Source organism: Xylophilus sp. GOD-11R, from assembly GCF_033546935.1.
In the GTDB taxonomy this organism is placed as follows: Bacteria; Pseudomonadota; Gammaproteobacteria; order Burkholderiales; family Burkholderiaceae_C; genus Xylophilus.
In genome coordinates this window covers 1,684,895-1,701,792 of record NZ_CP137854.1, presented here as the reverse complement: position 1 = coordinate 1,701,792, position 16,898 = coordinate 1,684,895, and the positions used below count along the sequence as shown (strand labels likewise).

The 16,898-nt window shown below is 63.8% G+C and carries 13 protein-coding genes and 5 tRNA genes; 6 read left to right on the top strand and 12 right to left on the bottom strand.

Annotated features, from left to right (window positions below):
* Positions 1-35: 35 nt before the first annotated feature.
* Positions 36-1,154, bottom strand: coding sequence for an NAD(P)/FAD-dependent oxidoreductase (locus tag R9X41_RS07855; protein WP_318634317.1), 1,119 nt, complete (start codon positions 1,152-1,154; stop codon positions 36-38).
* A 7-nt stretch (positions 1,155-1,161) separates the two neighbouring features.
* Complete coding sequence (locus R9X41_RS07850; RefSeq protein WP_318634316.1) at positions 1,162-1,500, bottom strand: hypothetical protein; 339 nt, start codon at positions 1,498-1,500, stop codon at positions 1,162-1,164.
* Between the two features lie 269 nt (positions 1,501-1,769).
* Here R9X41_RS07850 and R9X41_RS07845 point away from each other — a divergent pair, with 269 nt between their 5' ends.
* From R9X41_RS07845 to murI, 3 genes are all read left to right on the top strand, one after another.
* Complete coding sequence (locus R9X41_RS07845; protein ID WP_318634315.1) at positions 1,770-2,909, top strand: FG-GAP repeat domain-containing protein; 1,140 nt, start codon at positions 1,770-1,772, stop codon at positions 2,907-2,909.
* Positions 2,910-2,977: 68 nt separating this feature from the next.
* Complete coding sequence (locus tag R9X41_RS07840; RefSeq protein ID WP_318634314.1) at positions 2,978-4,531, top strand: fumarate hydratase; 1,554 nt, start codon at positions 2,978-2,980, stop codon at positions 4,529-4,531.
* A gap of 118 nt (positions 4,532-4,649) precedes the next feature.
* Positions 4,650-5,495 (top strand): glutamate racemase, encoded by an 846-nt coding sequence (gene murI, locus R9X41_RS07835; protein ID WP_318634313.1) that lies wholly within the window; start codon positions 4,650-4,652, stop codon positions 5,493-5,495.
* A gap of 49 nt (positions 5,496-5,544) precedes the next feature.
* On the opposite strand, the gene R9X41_RS07830 is transcribed toward murI, so the two are convergent.
* The 10 genes from R9X41_RS07830 to R9X41_RS07785 form a co-directional block, all read right to left on the bottom strand.
* Positions 5,545-6,177, bottom strand: coding sequence for a DUF6806 family protein (locus tag R9X41_RS07830; protein WP_318634312.1), 633 nt, complete (start codon positions 6,175-6,177; stop codon positions 5,545-5,547).
* A 191-nt stretch (positions 6,178-6,368) separates the two neighbouring features.
* Positions 6,369-6,444, bottom strand: a tRNA-Gly gene (locus R9X41_RS07825).
* A 489-nt stretch (positions 6,445-6,933) separates the two neighbouring features.
* A tRNA-Leu gene (locus R9X41_RS07820) sits at positions 6,934-7,020 on the bottom strand.
* Between the two features lie 294 nt (positions 7,021-7,314).
* A tRNA-Cys gene (locus R9X41_RS07815) sits at positions 7,315-7,388 on the bottom strand.
* A gap of 52 nt (positions 7,389-7,440) precedes the next feature.
* Positions 7,441-7,516: transfer RNA gene (locus R9X41_RS07810), tRNA-Gly, on the bottom strand.
* Positions 7,517-7,617: 101 nt separating this feature from the next.
* The gene (gene lon, locus R9X41_RS07805; RefSeq protein ID WP_318634311.1) at positions 7,618-10,047 is read right to left on the bottom strand and encodes an endopeptidase La; all 2,430 of its coding nucleotides are present in this window, start codon (positions 10,045-10,047) and stop codon (positions 7,618-7,620) included.
* 166 nt (positions 10,048-10,213) lie between these two features.
* Positions 10,214-11,479 (bottom strand): ATP-dependent Clp protease ATP-binding subunit ClpX, encoded by a 1,266-nt coding sequence (clpX, locus tag R9X41_RS07800; protein ID WP_318634310.1) that lies wholly within the window; start codon positions 11,477-11,479, stop codon positions 10,214-10,216.
* A gap of 99 nt (positions 11,480-11,578) precedes the next feature.
* Positions 11,579-12,187, bottom strand: a complete 609-nt coding sequence (clpP, locus tag R9X41_RS07795) for an ATP-dependent Clp endopeptidase proteolytic subunit ClpP (protein ID WP_318634309.1) — start codon at positions 12,185-12,187, stop codon at positions 11,579-11,581.
* Positions 12,188-12,296: 109 nt separating this feature from the next.
* Positions 12,297-13,619: a trigger factor gene (gene tig, locus R9X41_RS07790; protein WP_318634308.1), complete on the bottom strand. Its 1,323-nt coding sequence runs from the start codon at positions 13,617-13,619 to the stop codon at positions 12,297-12,299.
* Between the two features lie 50 nt (positions 13,620-13,669).
* Positions 13,670-13,756: transfer RNA gene (locus tag R9X41_RS07785), tRNA-Leu, on the bottom strand.
* Between the two features lie 128 nt (positions 13,757-13,884).
* Between R9X41_RS07785 and hpnC the strand changes: the two genes are divergently transcribed.
* From hpnC to hpnE, 3 genes are read left to right on the top strand one after another with little or no spacing between them, the layout of a single operon-like run.
* Positions 13,885-14,796 (top strand): squalene synthase HpnC, encoded by a 912-nt coding sequence (gene hpnC, locus R9X41_RS07780; RefSeq protein ID WP_318634307.1) that lies wholly within the window; start codon positions 13,885-13,887, stop codon positions 14,794-14,796.
* Positions 14,793-15,632 (top strand): presqualene diphosphate synthase HpnD, encoded by an 840-nt coding sequence (gene hpnD / locus R9X41_RS07775; protein WP_318634306.1) that lies wholly within the window; start codon positions 14,793-14,795, stop codon positions 15,630-15,632. Before hpnC ends, hpnD begins: the two co-directional genes overlap by 4 nt.
* Positions 15,632-16,888: a hydroxysqualene dehydroxylase HpnE gene (hpnE, locus tag R9X41_RS07770; protein ID WP_318634305.1), complete on the top strand. Its 1,257-nt coding sequence runs from the start codon at positions 15,632-15,634 to the stop codon at positions 16,886-16,888. Before hpnD ends, hpnE begins: the two co-directional genes overlap by 1 nt.
* Positions 16,889-16,898: the final 10 nt, after the last annotated feature.

Below are 16,898 nucleotides of genomic sequence, written 5' to 3'. Positions count from 1 at the left end.
CCCGGGTTAGGCGCGCCACGAACAGGGGCGATCGGTCAGGCGAGCGCCGCCGCCACACGTTCGGCGATGGCGAGGCTGGAGGTCAGCCCGGGCGACTCGATGCCATAGAGGCCGACATAGCCGGGCACGCCGTGGTCGGCCGGCAGCCAGAGCATGAAGTCGGTGGCGGGCACACCACCGCTCACGAGGATCTTGGGACGAACGCCTGAGTAGGCTGGCGCCAGCGCGCCGTCGGGCAACTGCGGCCAATAGCGGCGGATGGCCGCGTAGAAACCGTCGCCGCGCGATGGATCGACGCGGTAATCCAATGCGTCGGGTGACTGCGTTGGCGGCAGCCACTCGACATCGGGGCCGAAGCGCGCCTGCCCGGCCAAGTCCAGCGTCAGATGCACGCCCAGGCCGCCAGGTTCGGGCACCGGATAGACGAGCCGGCCGAACGGGGAGCGGCCGGCCAGGGAGAAATAATTGCCCTTGGCAAAACAGGCCGTCGGAACGGAGGCCGGTGGCAGACCGTCGATGCGACTCGCGAGCGACGGCGCCCACAGACCGGCGGCGTTGACGACCAGATCGGCCAGCACCCGGTAATCGTCGCTGCCGACGGTCAGCTCGATCCCCGCGCGAGTGACCCGACCACCGAACACCATGCTGCCGAAGGCAAACGACGCGCCTGCCCGTTCAGCATCGCCCTGCAACGCCAGCATGAGGCCGTGGCTGTCGACGATGCCGGTCATCGGAGATTCGAGCGCGTCGGTGCAGACCAGCGCTGGCTCGCGTGCCATGGCGTCTGCAGCGCCGATGCGCCGCACCTCGGCGCAACCGTTGGCATGCGCCTGGCGCAGGATGCCGTCGAGGGCCGCCGACTGGGCATCCGACGTCGCCACGACGAACTTCCCGCAGCGGCGGTGGTCGACATTCCGAGCAGAGCAATAGTCGTACAGCAGCTCCCGGCCGCGCAGGCAGAGTTCGGCTTTCAGGCTGCCAGTGGGGTAGTAGATGCCGGCATGAATCACCTCGCTGTTGCGCGAGCTCGTGCCGGTACCGATCTCACCGGCCGACTCGACGACCAGCACGTCCCGCCCCGCCCGCGCCAACTGGCGCGCGAGCGCCAGGCCCACCACGCCGGCGCCGATCACCACGCAGTCGATGCGGTCCACGGCGGTCCTAGGTTGCTGCGTCGGGCGCGTCGTTTTGCGGGAGGCTGTCGAAGAAATCGACCCCGCGCGTACTCACCGGCTTGCCTTCGCTGCGACGAATGTCGTTGGACGTGGCGGCCAGCAGTTCGGCAACGCGATAGATGGTGTCGACCCGCTTGCGCCGATCGAGCGGCTGGTTGAGCCGCAGCATCAATCGGGTCATGGAAAGCGAACGACGGTTGCCGTCGCCGAATTCGAGGTCGAGGGCCGCCTTGGCCGAGAACGCCACCTCCATGACAGATGACAACTGGCTTTCCGAACGCATCGACACCGCAAGCTGAGAAAGAAGTTGGTCGAAGACGTTCATGGCTCCCGGATACATGGTGACACATGTCGCCTGACACGTAAACAACTTCTGGATTTTGCACTGAATAGCGACTGCCCTGCGGGCGGGCCGCAGGACCCGCCTGCCGGGCGCTGCTTAGTCACATCGCCCTATTGCACCCAACGAGCGCATTTGTATCCTTAGATTTTACAAACGTGAACATTTGTGAATGGGCCGATCACGTCATAGGTCTGTCGCTCTTGCCGCTCGAACGTCGTTCTTCAACTCTCAGCAGCGAACTCCGCAAAACCATGAACAAAATTTCATTGCTCGCGCTCATCTCGTCGGCCTTCATGGCAGCGTGTGGCGGTGGAGGAAGTGACTCAGCTTCCAACGCGGGCTCCAACAACAACTCCGGTGCCGGGCAGACGCAGCCAATCAACGTCGTGTTCCCGGCAGTACCTGCGGGAACGTCGGTTCAACCGACGTCCTATCTCAACGCCAAGAACTTTAATCTGGCGCCAGTACGACTGCCGGGAAATTCATGGTCCGACGCCACCGTTTTGGCCGATTTCAAGCAGAACGGAACGTTCCAATTGTTCACGGCGAGACTGAACTACGACCCGAGAAGCTCGACGCCCACCAGCGCTGCAGCCAGCACCTTCGGCATCTACAGCCGAGACCCGGTGGCAGGAAACTGGATCCTCGAAACCGGCATGCTCGACACGAGCGCCGGATGCATCCACCCGCGAAAAGCCGCCGTCGCGGACCTCAACAAGGACTCCATTCCCGACATCGTGGTCGGCTGCCACGGGTACGACGCCACGCCCTTCCCCGGCGAGCGGATGTATGCGGTGCTATCCCAAGGCGGTGGCAGATTCCGGGTCGCGCCGATACCGGCGGGCATCGGCTTCTTCCACAACGTCACCGTCGCAGACATCAATCAGGACGGCAACGCCGACATCGTCGCCACCGACAACGTCATCGCATCGAACGCGATCCGCGTGTTCCTGGGCGCCGGTGACGGCTCGTTCACGGAACATGCGGAACTGGCGCCGCAGGTCGGCCGAAACCGCCCGATCTACACCATCGAACTGGTAGACCTCAACAACGACGGCCGGCCCGATCTCATCATGGGCGGCGCCGACAACCAGGGCTGGCCGGTCACCACCACGCTCAACCAGGGCGGATCGAGGGTCTTCAATGGCGGCGCCTCCACCGTGTACGGCGCCAACAGCGCCTGGGGTATCGCGACCGACTTCGTGGCCGATGGCCCCTACCTCTACGTGGCGCGCACGACCGACAACTACAGCGGCGCGAGCATCGAACAGATCGATCTGACGACCAAGGCGAGCAGCAACCTGAAATCTAGCACCGCGGTGCCATGGACGGCCCTGATCGTGAAATACGGCGGAACGATCCAGAGCGCGATGGTCGGGCGCGGCCTGTAGGGCGCCTTCGGCAAGGCGGAAGGTGGGAAAATATCGGGCGAGAACAACACCCCCACCCCCACCAAAACATGACCACGACGATTAAACAAGCCGATCTCATCGAGTCGGTAGCAGCTGCACTGCAGTACATCAGCTACTACCACCCGGCCGACTTCATCGCGCACCTCGCCCGTGCCTACCAGCGCGAGCAGAGCCCGGCTGCCAAGGACGCCATTGCCCAGATCCTGACCAACAGCAAGATGAGCGCGACCGGCCAGCGCCCCATCTGCCAGGACACCGGCATCGTCAACGTCTTCGTCAAGGTAGGCATGGATGTCCGCCTCGAAGGCTTCACCGGCAGCTTCGAGGACGCCATCAACGAAGGCGTGCGTCGCGGCTACAACAACGCCGACAACATGCTGCGCGCCTCGGTCGTGGCCGATCCGCATTTCGCCCGCAAGAACACCGGCGACAACACGCCGGCGGTCATATTCACCCAAATCGTGCCGGGCGACAAACTCGACGTCACCGTCGCTGCCAAGGGTGGCGGCAGCGAGAACAAGAGCAAGATGGTCATGCTCAACCCGAGCGACTCACTGGTCGACTGGGTGCTCAAGACGGTGCCGACCATGGGCGCCGGTTGGTGCCCGCCGGGCATGCTGGGCATCGGCATCGGCGGCACGGCCGAAAAGGCGGTCCTCTCGGCCAAGGAAAGCCTGATGGACGACATCGACATGTACGAGCTGCAGGAAAAGTCCGCCAAGGGCGAAAAGCTCACGCAGGTCGAAGAGCTGCGCCTCGAGCTCTATGAAAAGGTCAACGCGCTGGGTATCGGCGCCCAGGGCCTCGGCGGCCTGACCACCGTGCTCGACATCAAGATCAAGATGTATCCGACCCACGCCGCCAGCAAGCCGGTCGCGATGATTCCCAACTGCGCCGCCACCCGTCACGCACACTTCGTGATGGACGGCACCGGCCCCGCCTACCTCGAAGCCCCGTCGCTCGACCTGTGGCCCAAGATCGATTGGGCGCCCGACTACAACAAGAGCCGTCGCGTCGACCTGAACACGCTGACCCGCGAGGAAGTCGCCAGCTGGAAGCCCGGCGATACCCTGCTGCTCAACGGCAAGATGCTCACCGGCCGCGACGCGGCGCACAAGCGCATCCAGGACATGCTCGCCAAGGGTGAGCCGCTGCCGGTCGACTTCAAGAATCGCGTCATCTATTACGTCGGCCCGGTCGACCCGGTGCGCGACGAGGCCGTCGGCCCCGCCGGCCCGACCACCTCCACCCGCATGGACAAGTTCACCGAGATGATGCTGGCCGAAACCGGTCTCATCGCCATGGTCGGCAAGGCCGAGCGCGGCGCGGTGGCGGTCGAGGCGATCAAGAAGCACCAGAGCGCCTATCTCATGGCAGTGGGCGGCGCTGCCTACCTGGTGAGCAAGGCCATCAAGAAGGCGGAAGTCGTGGGTTTTGCCGACCTCGGCATGGAAGCCATCTACGAATTCGACGTGGTCGACATGCCGGTAACCGTCGCGGTCGATTCAGGGGGCACCAATGCGCATGTCACCGGCCCGGCCGAGTGGCAGAAGCGCATCGCGCTCGGCGAGTTCAAGGGTATCGAGGTCGCCTCGACCTGAACGGCCGGCAGGCTGCCGTGGTGCCGCCAGCACCACGGCAAGCCTGCATACTGCATGGCGGTAGTCGACCGGTGAAATAATCGCCGATTGCTCCGCCGCCAAGACACCGATCCACGCCATGCATCAACTCCCCTCTCCGGACGCACCGATCGGGGTTTTCGACAGCGGCATCGGCGGCCTGAGCGTGCTGCAGGCGTTGCGCGAAACCTTGCCGCGGGAGCACTTCGTCTATCTGGCCGACAGCGGATATGCCCCCTATGGCGAACGCGGCGACAGCCATGCCATCGCGCGAGCACGCATGGTCACCGGCAAACTGCGCGATCGACACGGCATCAAGGCTCTCGTCGTCGCCTGCAATACCGCAACCACGGCGGCCATCCATTTGTTGCGCGCCGAGCACCCGGACCTTCCTCTCGTCGGCGTAGAGCCCGCGGTGAAGCCCGCCTTGGCTGAAACCCGGACCGGCCGCATCGGCGTCATTGCGACGCAGGGCACGGTATCCAGCGCGAAGTTCAGCGCCCTGGTCACCTCGCTGGCCGGTGCAGGCGAAGTCGTCGTCCGGGGCTGCGACGGCCTGGCCGCCGCCATCGAGGACGAAGTGATGTCACCGGGCGCGGCGTCAGCTGCCCATACCCAATCCCTCTGTGAGCTCCATCTGAACGCGATGGGCACTTTTGGTCACGAAGCGGGGCAGATGGACATCCTCGTGCTCGGCTGCACCCATTACGTCTTCGCCGTCGATGCCCTGCGGCGCGTGCTGGGCGACCGACCGATCCGGATGATCGAGACAGGCCCCGCCGTCGCCAGACAGACTGCGCGTCTCCTGATACGACACGACTTGATCAGGACGATCGGCGAGGTCGGAGGCAGGGTGGAATTCGAGAGCACCGGCGACCCGGCCTTGCTGGAAGCGGCCGCGCGAAAATGGCTGGGGCTATCAAGCTCTTGCGCCGTCTCGGCCTGAGCCATACGCGGGACGAAAAAAAGCGCCTGAAAAGGCGCTCTGGTAAGGATCAGTGCAGATGGCGGGGTCGCCGACCGCCGCCGTGTCCGCCGGCCGGGCCGGTTCCGCCACTGCCACGCGGCGGCTTGCCGATCTCAAGCGAATTCACCAACGCCTCAAAACGCTCGCTGAACAGCTTGTCGATCTCGGCGACGACGCCACCCAGCTCGGCCCCGTCGAAATGGCGCTCCATCATGTTGACGACATCTTCCACCAGCAGGTCACGTTGCACCTGCATGATCGCCGCCGGCGTGGGGCCGACGAACAGCATGACAAAGTCATCGCGTGCTTCGGCATCGTCGGCTTCTTCGTCATCGTCGAAGTCTGCGTCGTAGAAGCTCACCTCGATCGCCGCGCCCTGCTCTGCCAGTTCGTTCAGGCTCATGCACATCTCGTCAAGGTTCTGACGGAAATCCTCGTCTCCGTTGACGGTCCAGCAGACGTGCAGGACATGCTCCTTGGCGTCGAACTCGATGCCCGGTTCGTCCTCGTAGGCGCTGGCGGCACCATCGGCCAAGGAACGCGCGCCCGCGTATTTCCAGAGGGGCTTAAGCGCATCCTGCAGCTGTTCGAACGTGACGTCGGAACGCAGGACCACGTCGCCATGAACGTGGATTTCGAAAGGAGCGTTGTAGCTGGACATGGATGTTTGAATGCTGGGTCGCCGTGCCGACAAGCGATGCTCGGCGTGGCAAGCGACCGGGAAGGAAAAGTGGCTCTCAGCTATGTCGCCGCAAGCCATCATTTTCGCACGTCTGCGCCGTCCGGCGTTGCCGCGAAATCGATCCCCCACAAGCAAAAAAAGGAAGCCCCAAAAGGCTTCCTTTTCGAATTTGGAGCGGGAGAAGAGTCTCGAACTCTCGACCTCAACCTTGGCAAGGTTGCGCTCTACCAACTGAGCTACTCCCGCGTTTCGGCAGCTTCGTACATTTCTGTACTGCACTGAACCGAGCCTCGAATTCTATACCAACTTTTTCGAGGCAGGCAAGAAGTTCAAATTTTTTGACGACTTCAGACCGCACGAGGCGATGGAGGGCCATCGTTGCAGCAGCTTCCAAGTCGTAGGCCCTGCTTTCGCCAACCATCGAATGACTCGCCCCGCAGTCGACAGCCCCGGTCGATGCGGCTTCGCCATCGCTATGCGCGAGGCAATGCAACGCTCGCGTCATCGGCAAGCCCTGGGGCCATCAGCGCAACGCGTTGCATCACAACTGAAACGAGTCATCGCGAAGAGATGAATGTCCGCATGGTTCAATAATGGGACGATATTCAACGAACCAATATTGAATCTCAGCCAACTTCAATCAAGTACAACCACGGACGTTGATATTGTCTGCTAAATATTGCAGGCCATCAAAAACCACAGGCGCATAACAGCATCGATTGCTGAAAGCACCTCTGGTGCCGGCAGCGGGACTCGAACCCGCACCCCGTTTCCGAGCAAGGATTTTAAGTCCCATGCGTATACCAATTTCGCCATGCCGGCACAGCCGCTGAATTCTAGCAGAGCAAGCCAGTCGAAAATATCGACGAATACCGGTTATAACTAACGAGACCTAAGGTCATCATTCACTGCTTTTCAGGGGATAAAAAATTACACCCGAATGATTCATCACCGAGCATCCCGACCGCAAACCGTCGGACCGCCCAGCCTGACGCGACGCCCCATGCCGCTTCGCGACAACTCGGCATCATCAGTGCCGAAAATCAGTGAAAAGCGGATCAATCCTCACGCCATCGGAACGCTGTGCTGGCGACTCCGAAGCGTACTAGATATAGATGGAGGCGCGACCCGGAGTCGAACCGGGCTAACCGGATTTGCAATCCGGGGCATAACCGCTTTGCTATCGCGCCGTATTCCGCGTCTTTCGACGAAAAAGGGAAGCCGAGGCTTCCCTTTGGAATGTGGAGCGGGAGAAGAGTCTCGAACTCTCGACCTCAACCTTGGCAAGGTTGCGCTCTACCAACTGAGCTACTCCCGCATTTGCAACAAACTTCGCGTAAACCGCTGTTTGCTGCAACGACTCGAATTCTAACCCAATTTTTGGACCCTTTCGAGCTCGGTCCAAAAAAATGAGAAATTTCAGTGTTGCATCGACGCCGGGGTACCGCCTGCAGCGGGAACTGCGGGCGTCACCGGTGGCACTGCCGAAGCTTCCTCGTCGGTCAGCGGCTTGGGCGCACGTTCGAGTGCCACATCCAGCACCGCGTCGATCCACTTCACCGGAACGATCTCCAGCCCGTCCTTCACATTGGCCGGAATCTCCTGCAGATCCTTGACGTTCTCCTCCGGAATGAGGACCGTCTTGATTCCACCGCGCAAGGCGGCAAGCAGCTTTTCCTTCAGTCCACCGATGGCCGTGACCTCGCCTCGCAACGTGATCTCGCCGGTCATCGCAACGTCCGCTCGAACGGGAATGCCAGTCAAGGCGGAAACGAAGGCGGTCGTCATCGCAGCGCCGGCACTCGGGCCGTCCTTGGGCGTCGCGCCGTCCGGTACGTGGATGTGGATGTCCTTCTTCTCGAAGATGTCGTCGCGGATGCCGAGGCGCCGCGCGCGGCTGCGCACCACGGTACGGGCAGCTTCCACCGACTCCTTCATCACATCGCCGAGCGAGCCCGTGCGGGTGATGACGCCCTTGCCCGGGGTGATCGCGGCTTCGATCGTCAGAAGATCGCCGCCCACTTCGGTCCACGCCAAGCCGACCACCTGACCGACCTGATTCTGCTGCTCCGCACGGCCGTAGTTGTACTTGCGCACGCCCAGGAAGTCGTGAAGATTCTCGGCCGTCACCACCACCTGCGGTGTCATGTTCTTCAGCAGCAATCCCTTCACCACCTTGCGGCAGATCTTGGAGAGCTCACGCTCGAGCGACCGCACGCCGGCCTCACGCGTGTAGTAGCGGACGACATCACGAACCGCATCTTCCGCGACTCGTAATTCCTCTTCCTTCACACCGTTGTTGCTCATCTGCTTGGGCAGCAGATACTTCATGGCGATGTTGGTTTTCTCGTCTTCGGTATAGCCCGACAGCCGAATCACTTCCATCCGATCGAGCAGCGCCGGCGGAATGTTCATCGAATTCGAAGTGGCGACGAACATCACGTCCGACAGATCGAAATCGACTTCGACATAGTGGTCGCCGAAGGTGTGGTTCTGCTCGGGGTCGAGCACTTCGAGCAGCGCGCTCGACGGATCACCGCGGAAATCGGTGCCGAGCTTGTCGATCTCGTCGAGCAGGAACAGCGGATTGCGCGTGGCAGCCTTGTTCAGGCTCTGCAGCACCTTGCCCGGCAGCGCGCCGATGTAGGTGCGCCGATGGCCACGGATCTCGGCCTCGTCGCGCATGCCACCCAGGGCCATGCGCACGTATTTACGGCCCGTCGCCTTGGCGATGGATTGGCCGAGCGAGGTCTTGCCCACGCCCGGTGGGCCGACCAGGCAGAGGATCGGCGCCTTGACCTTCTCCACGCGCTGCTGCACCGCGAGATATTCGAGGATGCGGTCTTTGACCTTGTCGAGGCCGTAGTGGTCCTCGTTGAGAACGTCTTCCGCGTGCGTCAGGTCGTGCTTGATCTTGGTCTTCTTGCTCCACGGCAGACCGGTGAGCACGTCGATGTAGTTGCGCACCACGGTCGCCTCGGCCGACATCGGCGACATCAGCTTGAGCTTCTTGAGTTCGCCCTCGGCTTTCTTCAGCGCTTCCTTGGGCATCTTGGCGAGCTTTATCTTCTTCTCGATCTCCTCGATGTCGGCGCCCTCTTCACCCTCGCCGAGTTCCTTCTGGATGGCCTTGACCTGCTCGTTCAGATAGAAATCGCGCTGGTTCTTCTCCATCTGCCGCTTCACGCGGCCACGGATCTTCTTGTCGACGTTGAGGATGTCGACCTCGCGCTCCAGCTGCTCGAAGAGGTTTTCGAGCCGCGCCCGGATGTCGTGGAGATCGAGCACCGTCTGCTTGCTGTCCACCTTCAGCGGCAGGTGCGCCGCAATGGTGTCGGCCAGGCGGCCCGGATCGTCGATGCTGGAGATGGAAGTCAGGATCTCCGGCGGAATCTTCTTGTTGAGTTTGACGTACTGATCGAACTGCTGCATCACCGCGCGGCGCAGGGCCTCGACCTCGCTGGTCTGCCGGTCTGCTTCGTTTTCGCCGACCGGGCTCACCGTGGCGACGAAATGCGTTTCCGCATCGACGATCGCGGTGACGGACGCACGTTGCTGGCCTTCGACCAGCACCTTCACGGTACCGTCGGGCAGCTTCAGCATCTGCAGGATGGTCGAGACGCAACCGACGTCGAACATGTCGTCGACGGCAGGCTCGTCCTTGGCTGCCGTCTTCTGGGCGACCAGCATGATGCGCCGCTCGGCTTCCATCGCCAGTTCGAGCGCCTTGATGCTCTTGGGACGGCCCACGAACAGCGGAATGACCATGTGGGGAAATACGACCACGTCGCGCAGCGGAAGCAGCGGCAGGTCGATCGGATCGGCGGGGAGAGGTGTGTGGCCGGACATGGAAATCCTAAAGTGAACCTGCTGCAGGTGGTTGGTGCCCCGGCCTTTTTCAAGGTGATGGGAAACAAACCGCCAACCGGCGAAAACCGGTCGGCCGTCTGGCTGCGACAGAGAATAAGGCTAGCGGAGCCGCATGGCTGCAACAGGGCGCGTCATGCCCCTGTCGTCAGGCCTTCTTCGCGGCTTCGCGGTAGAGCAGCAAGGGAGCCTTGTTCTCGTCGATGGTGCTTTCGTCGACCACCACCTTGTCTACGTTTGCGGTGTTCGGCAGTTCAAACATGGTGTCGATCAACGCGTGCTCGAGGATGGAGCGCAGCCCGCGCGCGCCGGTCTTTCGCGCCAGCGCCTTCTTGGCGATGGCTTTGAGCGCTGCCGGGCGAATCTCCAGGTCGACGCCTTCCATCCCCAGCAGACGCGCGTACTGCTTGACCAGCGCATTCTTCGGCTCGGTGAGAATCTGCACCAGCGCGTCCTCGCTGAGTTCGGTCAGCGTGGTGACGACCGGCATGCGGCCGACCAATTCGGGAATGATGCCGAACTTGATCAGGTCTTCGGGCTCGATCGCGTCGAAGACTTCGGTGAGCGTGCGGGTCTGCTTGCCGCGGACCGTCGCGCCGAAACCGATGCCCGAGGCGTCGGTGCGCGACTCGATCACCTTTTCGAGGCCTGCAAAAGCGCCGCCGCAGATGAACAGGATGTTGGTCGTATCGACCTGCAGGAAATCCTGGTTGGGATGCTTGCGGCCACCTTGCGGCGGGATGCTCGCCATGGTGCCTTCGATCAGCTTGAGCAGCGCCTGCTGCACGCCTTCGCCGGACACGTCGCGGGTGATCGACGGGTTGTCGGACTTGCGGGAGATCTTGTCGATCTCGTCGATGTAGACGATGCCGCGCTGGGCACGCTCGACCTCGTAGTTGCAGCTCTGCAGCAGCTTTTGGACGATGTTCTCGACGTCTTCACCCACATAGCCGGCTTCGGTCAGTGTGGTGGCGTCGGCCATGACAAAGGGCACGTCGAGCATGCGTGCGAGCGTCTGTGCCAACAAGGTCTTGCCGGAACCGGTAGGGCCGATCAGCAGAATGTTGCTCTTGGCCAGCTCGACGTCGTCCTTCTTGGACTTTTCCTTGTGGCGCAGGCGCTTGTAGTGGTTGTAGACCGCTACCGCGAGCGTTCGCTTGGCGATGTCCTGGCCGATAACGTAGTTGTCGAGGTTGGCCTTGATCTCCGCGGGCGTAGGCAGGTCATTGCGCGGCTCTTTCTGTGCGGCTCCGTCCGGCAATTCGTCGCGGATGATTTCGTTGCACAGGTCGATGCACTCGTCGCAGATGAAAACCGACGGTCCGGCGATCAATTTCTTGACCTCGTGCTGACTCTTTCCGCAGAAGGAGCAGTACAAAGTCTTTTCGCTGGAAGAGCCTTTTTTCTCGGCCATGGGAATGAATGCCTCTGGAGGTGGATACGGACATGATAGCGAAATAAAAAGCGGCGTTTCCCATAGGGAAAAACGCCGCTTTTCCTACCGGAGCACGAATCAGGCGCGCTTGGCGATCACCTGGTCGACCAGCCCGTAGGTCTTGGCTTCGTCCGCTTCGAGGAAGTAGTCGCGCTCGGTATCGCGCTCGATTTTCTCGAGCGGCTGGCCGGTGCGTTCGGCCAGGATGCGGTTGAGTTGCGCACGCGTTTTGAGGATGTCGCGGGCGTGGATCTCGATGTCGGTGGCTTGGCCCTGCATGCCGCCGAGCGGCTGGTGGATCATGACCTTGCTGTTGGGCAGCGCGAAACGCTTGCCCTTGGCGCCCGCTGCCAGCAGGAAAGCACCCATGCTGGCGGCCATGCCGGTGCACAGCGTGGAGACATCGGGCTTGATGAAGTTCATCGTGTCGAAGATCGCCATGCCGGCGCTGACCGAGCCGCCTGGGGAGTTGATGTAGAACGAGATGTCCTTGTCGGGGTTCTCGCTCTCGAGAAACAGCAGCTGTGCCACGACAAGGTTGGCGGTCTGGTCGTTGACCGGGCCGACCAGGAAGATCACGCGCTCCTTCAGCAGGCGCGAATAGATGTCGTAGGAACGCTCACCGCGGCCCGACTGCTCGACCACGATAGGCACCATGCCGAGGCCTTGGGTTTCGAGTGCACTCATGTTTTCTCCAGGAAAAGGACGACTGACTGTATCGAAAAAAGAAATGGGGCCTGCGCCGCGAAGCACAAGCCCCACATCGGGCGGGCGATCCGGATCGCCCGCTGCGCCATCAACCTTGCTGGCCTTGCTGAGCCATCAGCTCTTCGAAGGAAACAGCCTTTTCGGTGACCTGTGCCTTGGACAGCAGGAAGTCGGTGACGTTGTTCTCGATGACCATGGCCTCGACTTCGCCCAGGCGCTGACGATCGCTCTGGTACCAGCGGACCACGTCGGCCGGCTTTTCATAGCTGGAGGCCAGCTCGTCGATGTGGGCCTTGATCTGCTCGGGCTTGGCTTCCAGGCCGTTGGCACGCACCAGTTCAGCCACCACCAGACCGGCACGCACGCGGCGCTCGGCTTGCGGGCGGAACATGTCGTCGGGGATCGGCGCCTTGTCGGCGTCCTTCATGCCGCGGTTCTTGAGTTCGGCGCGCGCGTTGGCGACCATGCGGTCGAGTTCGGCCTGCACGGCAGCGCGCGGCAGGTCCAGCTCGGCCTTCTCGACCAGGGCGTCCATCGCGGCTTGCTTGTTCTTGGCCAGCACGCGGAACTTGACTTCGCGCTCGAGGTTCTTGCGGATGTCGGCACGCAGGCCGTCGACCGTGGCGTCGGCGATGCCGAGCGACTTGGCGAAGAGTTCGTTGACTTCGGGCAGATTGGCCTGTTCGATCTTCTTCACGGTGACCAGGAAGTCGGCTTGCTTGCCCGCGACGTCCTTGCCGTGGTAGTCGGCCGGGAAGTCCAGCGGGAAGGTCTTGCTTTCGCCGACCTTCATGCCGCGCACCGCGTCTTCGAATTCCTTGAGCATCTGGCCTTCGCCGACGGAGAACTGGAAGTCCTCGGCCTTGCCGCCCTGGAAGGTTTCGCCTTCGATCTTGCCTTCGAAGTCGACGGTGACACGGTCGCCGTCCTGGGCGGCCTGCTCCTGCGCGCGCTGCGAGAAGGTCTGGCGCTGCTTGCGCAGGATGTCCAGCGTGCGGTCGATGGCCGCGTCGTCGACTTCGGCGGTCAGCTTCTCGACCTTGGCTTCGGCCAGGTCACCGATCTTGACGTCCGGATAGACCTCGAAGACCGCGTCGAAGGCCAGTTCGCCCTCGGGCGCGCCGTCCTTCTCGGTGATGGTCGGCTGGCCCGCGATGCGCAGGTTGGCCTCGTTGGCGGCGGCGGAGAACGCCTGGCCGACCTTGTCGTTCATGACTTCGTATTGCACCGAGTAGCCGTAGCGCTGTTGCACCACGCTCATCGGGACCTTGCCCGGACGGAAGCCGTCCATCTTGACGGTGCGCGCGAGGCGCTTCAGGCGCTGGTCGACTTCGGACTGGATGACCGAAACGGGCAGGGTCAGGGTGATCTTGCGTTCGAGCTTTTCGAGGGTTTCAACGTTCACGGCCATGTGAGCTCTCTTTTCGTTGCTTCAGGTCTTAGCTACTCAGCTAATCGGAGTGGTGCGCGGGGGGGGACTCGAACCCCCACACCATTGCTGGCGTCAGGACCTAAACCTGGTGCGTCTACCAATTTCGCCACCCGCGCGCCCGGAAAATCACACAGCAGCCCGCCTCGTCGTTGGGGTCGGCAAGCGCTGCGGCAAATTGGACAACCCGCGATTTTAGCCTGCTCGCGGCCACGCTTTCCGCGCGGCGGTGCAGCCCGCATGGACAATGCGCCCCGTGACGCCTCATCCCCACCGCGACGGTGCCGTGCCCGAGCTGCACGATCACTACGAAAACTTCCCCGTAGCCTCCTGGCTGTGCCCGCCGAAGCTGCGTACACCGATCGCCGCGATCTACGGATTCGCCCGTACCGCGGACGACATCGCCGACGAGGGCGACGCCGACGCGCCCGGCCGGCTGCGCGACCTGGCGGCCTTCCGCGCCGATCTGCGAGCCGTCGCCGCCGGACACGCGCCGTCTACCCGCTGGATCCCGGTTTTCCGGCCGCTCGGCGTCGCGATGCGCGAATGGCGCCTGCCGCTGCCGCTGCTCGAAGACCTGCTCGACGCGTTCGAGCAAGACACCCGCATGACGGCCGCCGGCGCCACCCATGCCGACCGGGCCTCCCTGATCGACTATTGCCGCCGCTCCGCCAACCCGGTCGGTCGGCTGCTGCTGCATCTCTACGGCATCGACGACGCGAACGCGCTGGCCCGCAGCGACGCCGTCTGCACCGGCCTGCAACTGGCCAACTTCTGGCAGGACCTGTCGGTAGACCTGCCGCGCGCCCGCCATTACGTCGCCGACGAGGATCTGGCGCGCTTCGGCATCGACCGCCGCACGCTGCAAGCCGGCGTCGACACCGAGGCCACGCGCCGACTCGTGGCCGATTGCGTGGCCTGGGCGCGCGCCGAACTGCTGGCCGGCGCACCATTGGCCTGCCGCATTCCGGGCCGCGCCGGGTGGGAGCTGCGCCTCGTCGTGCAGGGCGGACTACGTATCCTCGACCGCATCGAAGGGCTCGGTTTCGCGACGCTGGGTCGGCGCCCGAAGCTCGGCCCGACCGATGTTTTTGTCATGGGCTGGCGTGCGCTGCGGATGCGCAGCGCATCCGATGGGACAATCCGCGCCGCCACATGAATCCAGAAGACTACGTCCAGCAAAAAGCCGCCGCCTCGGGCAGCAGCTTCTATTACGCCTTTCTGTTCCTGCCACAGGACCGGCGGGCCGCGATCACCGCGTTCTACGCCTTCTGCCGCGAGGTCGACGATGTCGTCGACGAGATGGTCGACCCCGGCGTGGCCGCGACCAAGCTGGCCTGGTGGCAGGGCGAAGTCGCCAACGCCTTCGCAGGCCAGCCGAGCCATCCGGTGACCAAGGCACTGATGCCGCACGTGCCGGCCTTCGGCATCGAGGCGCGGCATCTGCTGGCGGTCATCCAGGGCTGCCAGATGGACCTGGAACAAACGCGCTATCTCGACTTTCCCGCGCTGCAACGCTATTGCCATCTGGTGGCCGGCATCGTGGGCGAGGTCGCGGCGCGCATCTTCGGCCAGAGCTCCGAGCGCACCACCGAGTACGCGCACAAGCTGGGCCTGGCCTTCCAGCTGACCAACATCATTCGCGACGTCGGTGAAGACGCGCTGCGGGGCCGCATCTACCTGCCGGTCAACGAGCTGCAGCAGTTCGACGTGAAGGCCCACGAGATCCTGAGCCGCACGCATTCGGACCGCTTCGTGAACCTGATGCGCTTTCAGGCCCAGCGCGCGCGCGGTCTCTACACCGAAGCCTTCGCGCTGCTGCCCTCGGTCGACCGGCGCCCGCAAAAGCCGGGGCTGATGATGGCCAGTATCTACCGCACCTTGCTCGACGAGATCGAGCGCGACGGCTTTCACGTGCTGCACCAGCGCGTCAGCCTGACACCGCTGCGCAAGTTCTGGCTCGCCTGGAAGATGCAGGCGCTGGGCCGCTTCTGATGCCCGCCGCCGCCCCGCGCATCGCGGTGGTGGGCGCGGGCTGGGCGGGCCTGGCCTGCGCGGTCGGCGCGACGCGGGCGGGCGCGCAGGTCACCCTTTACGAATCGGCCCGATCGGCCGGCGGGCGTGCCCGCAGCGTGCCGACGGACGACTGGCTGCTGGACAACGGGCAGCACATCCTGATCGGCGCGTACACCGAAACGCTGGGGCTGATGCGGATCGTTGGCGCTGACCCGGACGCCCTGCTGATGCGCCTGCCGCTGTCGCTGCGGTTCGCGGACGGTGGCGGGCTCGCGCTGCCACGCGGCGCGGCGAGCCTCGCGCTGCTGCGCGGCATCGCCCAGGCGCGAGGATGGTCCTGGCGCGACAAGCTAACCCTGCTGCGCACCGCCCTCGCCTGGCGGCTGCGTGGATTTCGCTGCGACAGTGCCCTGACGGTTGCAGGCCTGTGCGAAGGCTTGCCCGCCCGCGTCATGCAGGACCTGATCGACCCGCTCTGCGTGTCCGCGCTGAACACGCCGACCACGCGGGCCAGCGCCGCCGTGTTCCTGCGCGTGTTGCGCGACGCCCTGCTCGGCCCCGTCGGCGCCAGCGATCTGCTGCTGCCCCGGGCCGACCTCGACGCGCTGTTTCCGAGGCCAGCGCTCGACTGGCTGGCGCAGCGGGGCGCCACGCTGCGTAGGGGGCAACGCGTCCAGTCGCTGGTCAAGACCGGCACAGCCTGGCAGATCGACGACCAGCCCTTCGACCGGATCGTGCTGGCCTGCCCGCCGGGCGAAGCGGCACGGCTGGCCGAATCCATCGCGCCGGCGTGGGCACGACTGGCACGCTCGCTCCGCCACGAACCGATCGCGACGGTCTACGCCATGGCCGATCGAGCGGTGGATCAGCCCATGCTCGCACTGCGCTGCAACGCATCGCAGCCCGCGCAGTTCGTCTTCGACCGCGGGCAGCTCGGCGGGCAATCCGGCCTGCTGGCTTTCGTGGCCAGCGCCTGGCACGGCGAACGAGCGGCACTGGAAGCCGGGGTGGTCGCGCAGGCGCGCGTGCAGCTGGGCCTGAAGGTCAGGCCGGTGAGCACGCTCATCGACAAACGCGCCACCTTCGCCTGCACCCCGGGGCTGCAACGTCCGCCGGCGAGCGCAGGCCACGGCCTGCTGGCCTGCGGCGACTACATCGAAGGCCCCTACCCCGCCACGCTGGAAGGCGCGGTGCGCAGCGGCCTGGAAGCGGCCGGCGCGGCCCTGCGGACCTGAGGCTCGCCGA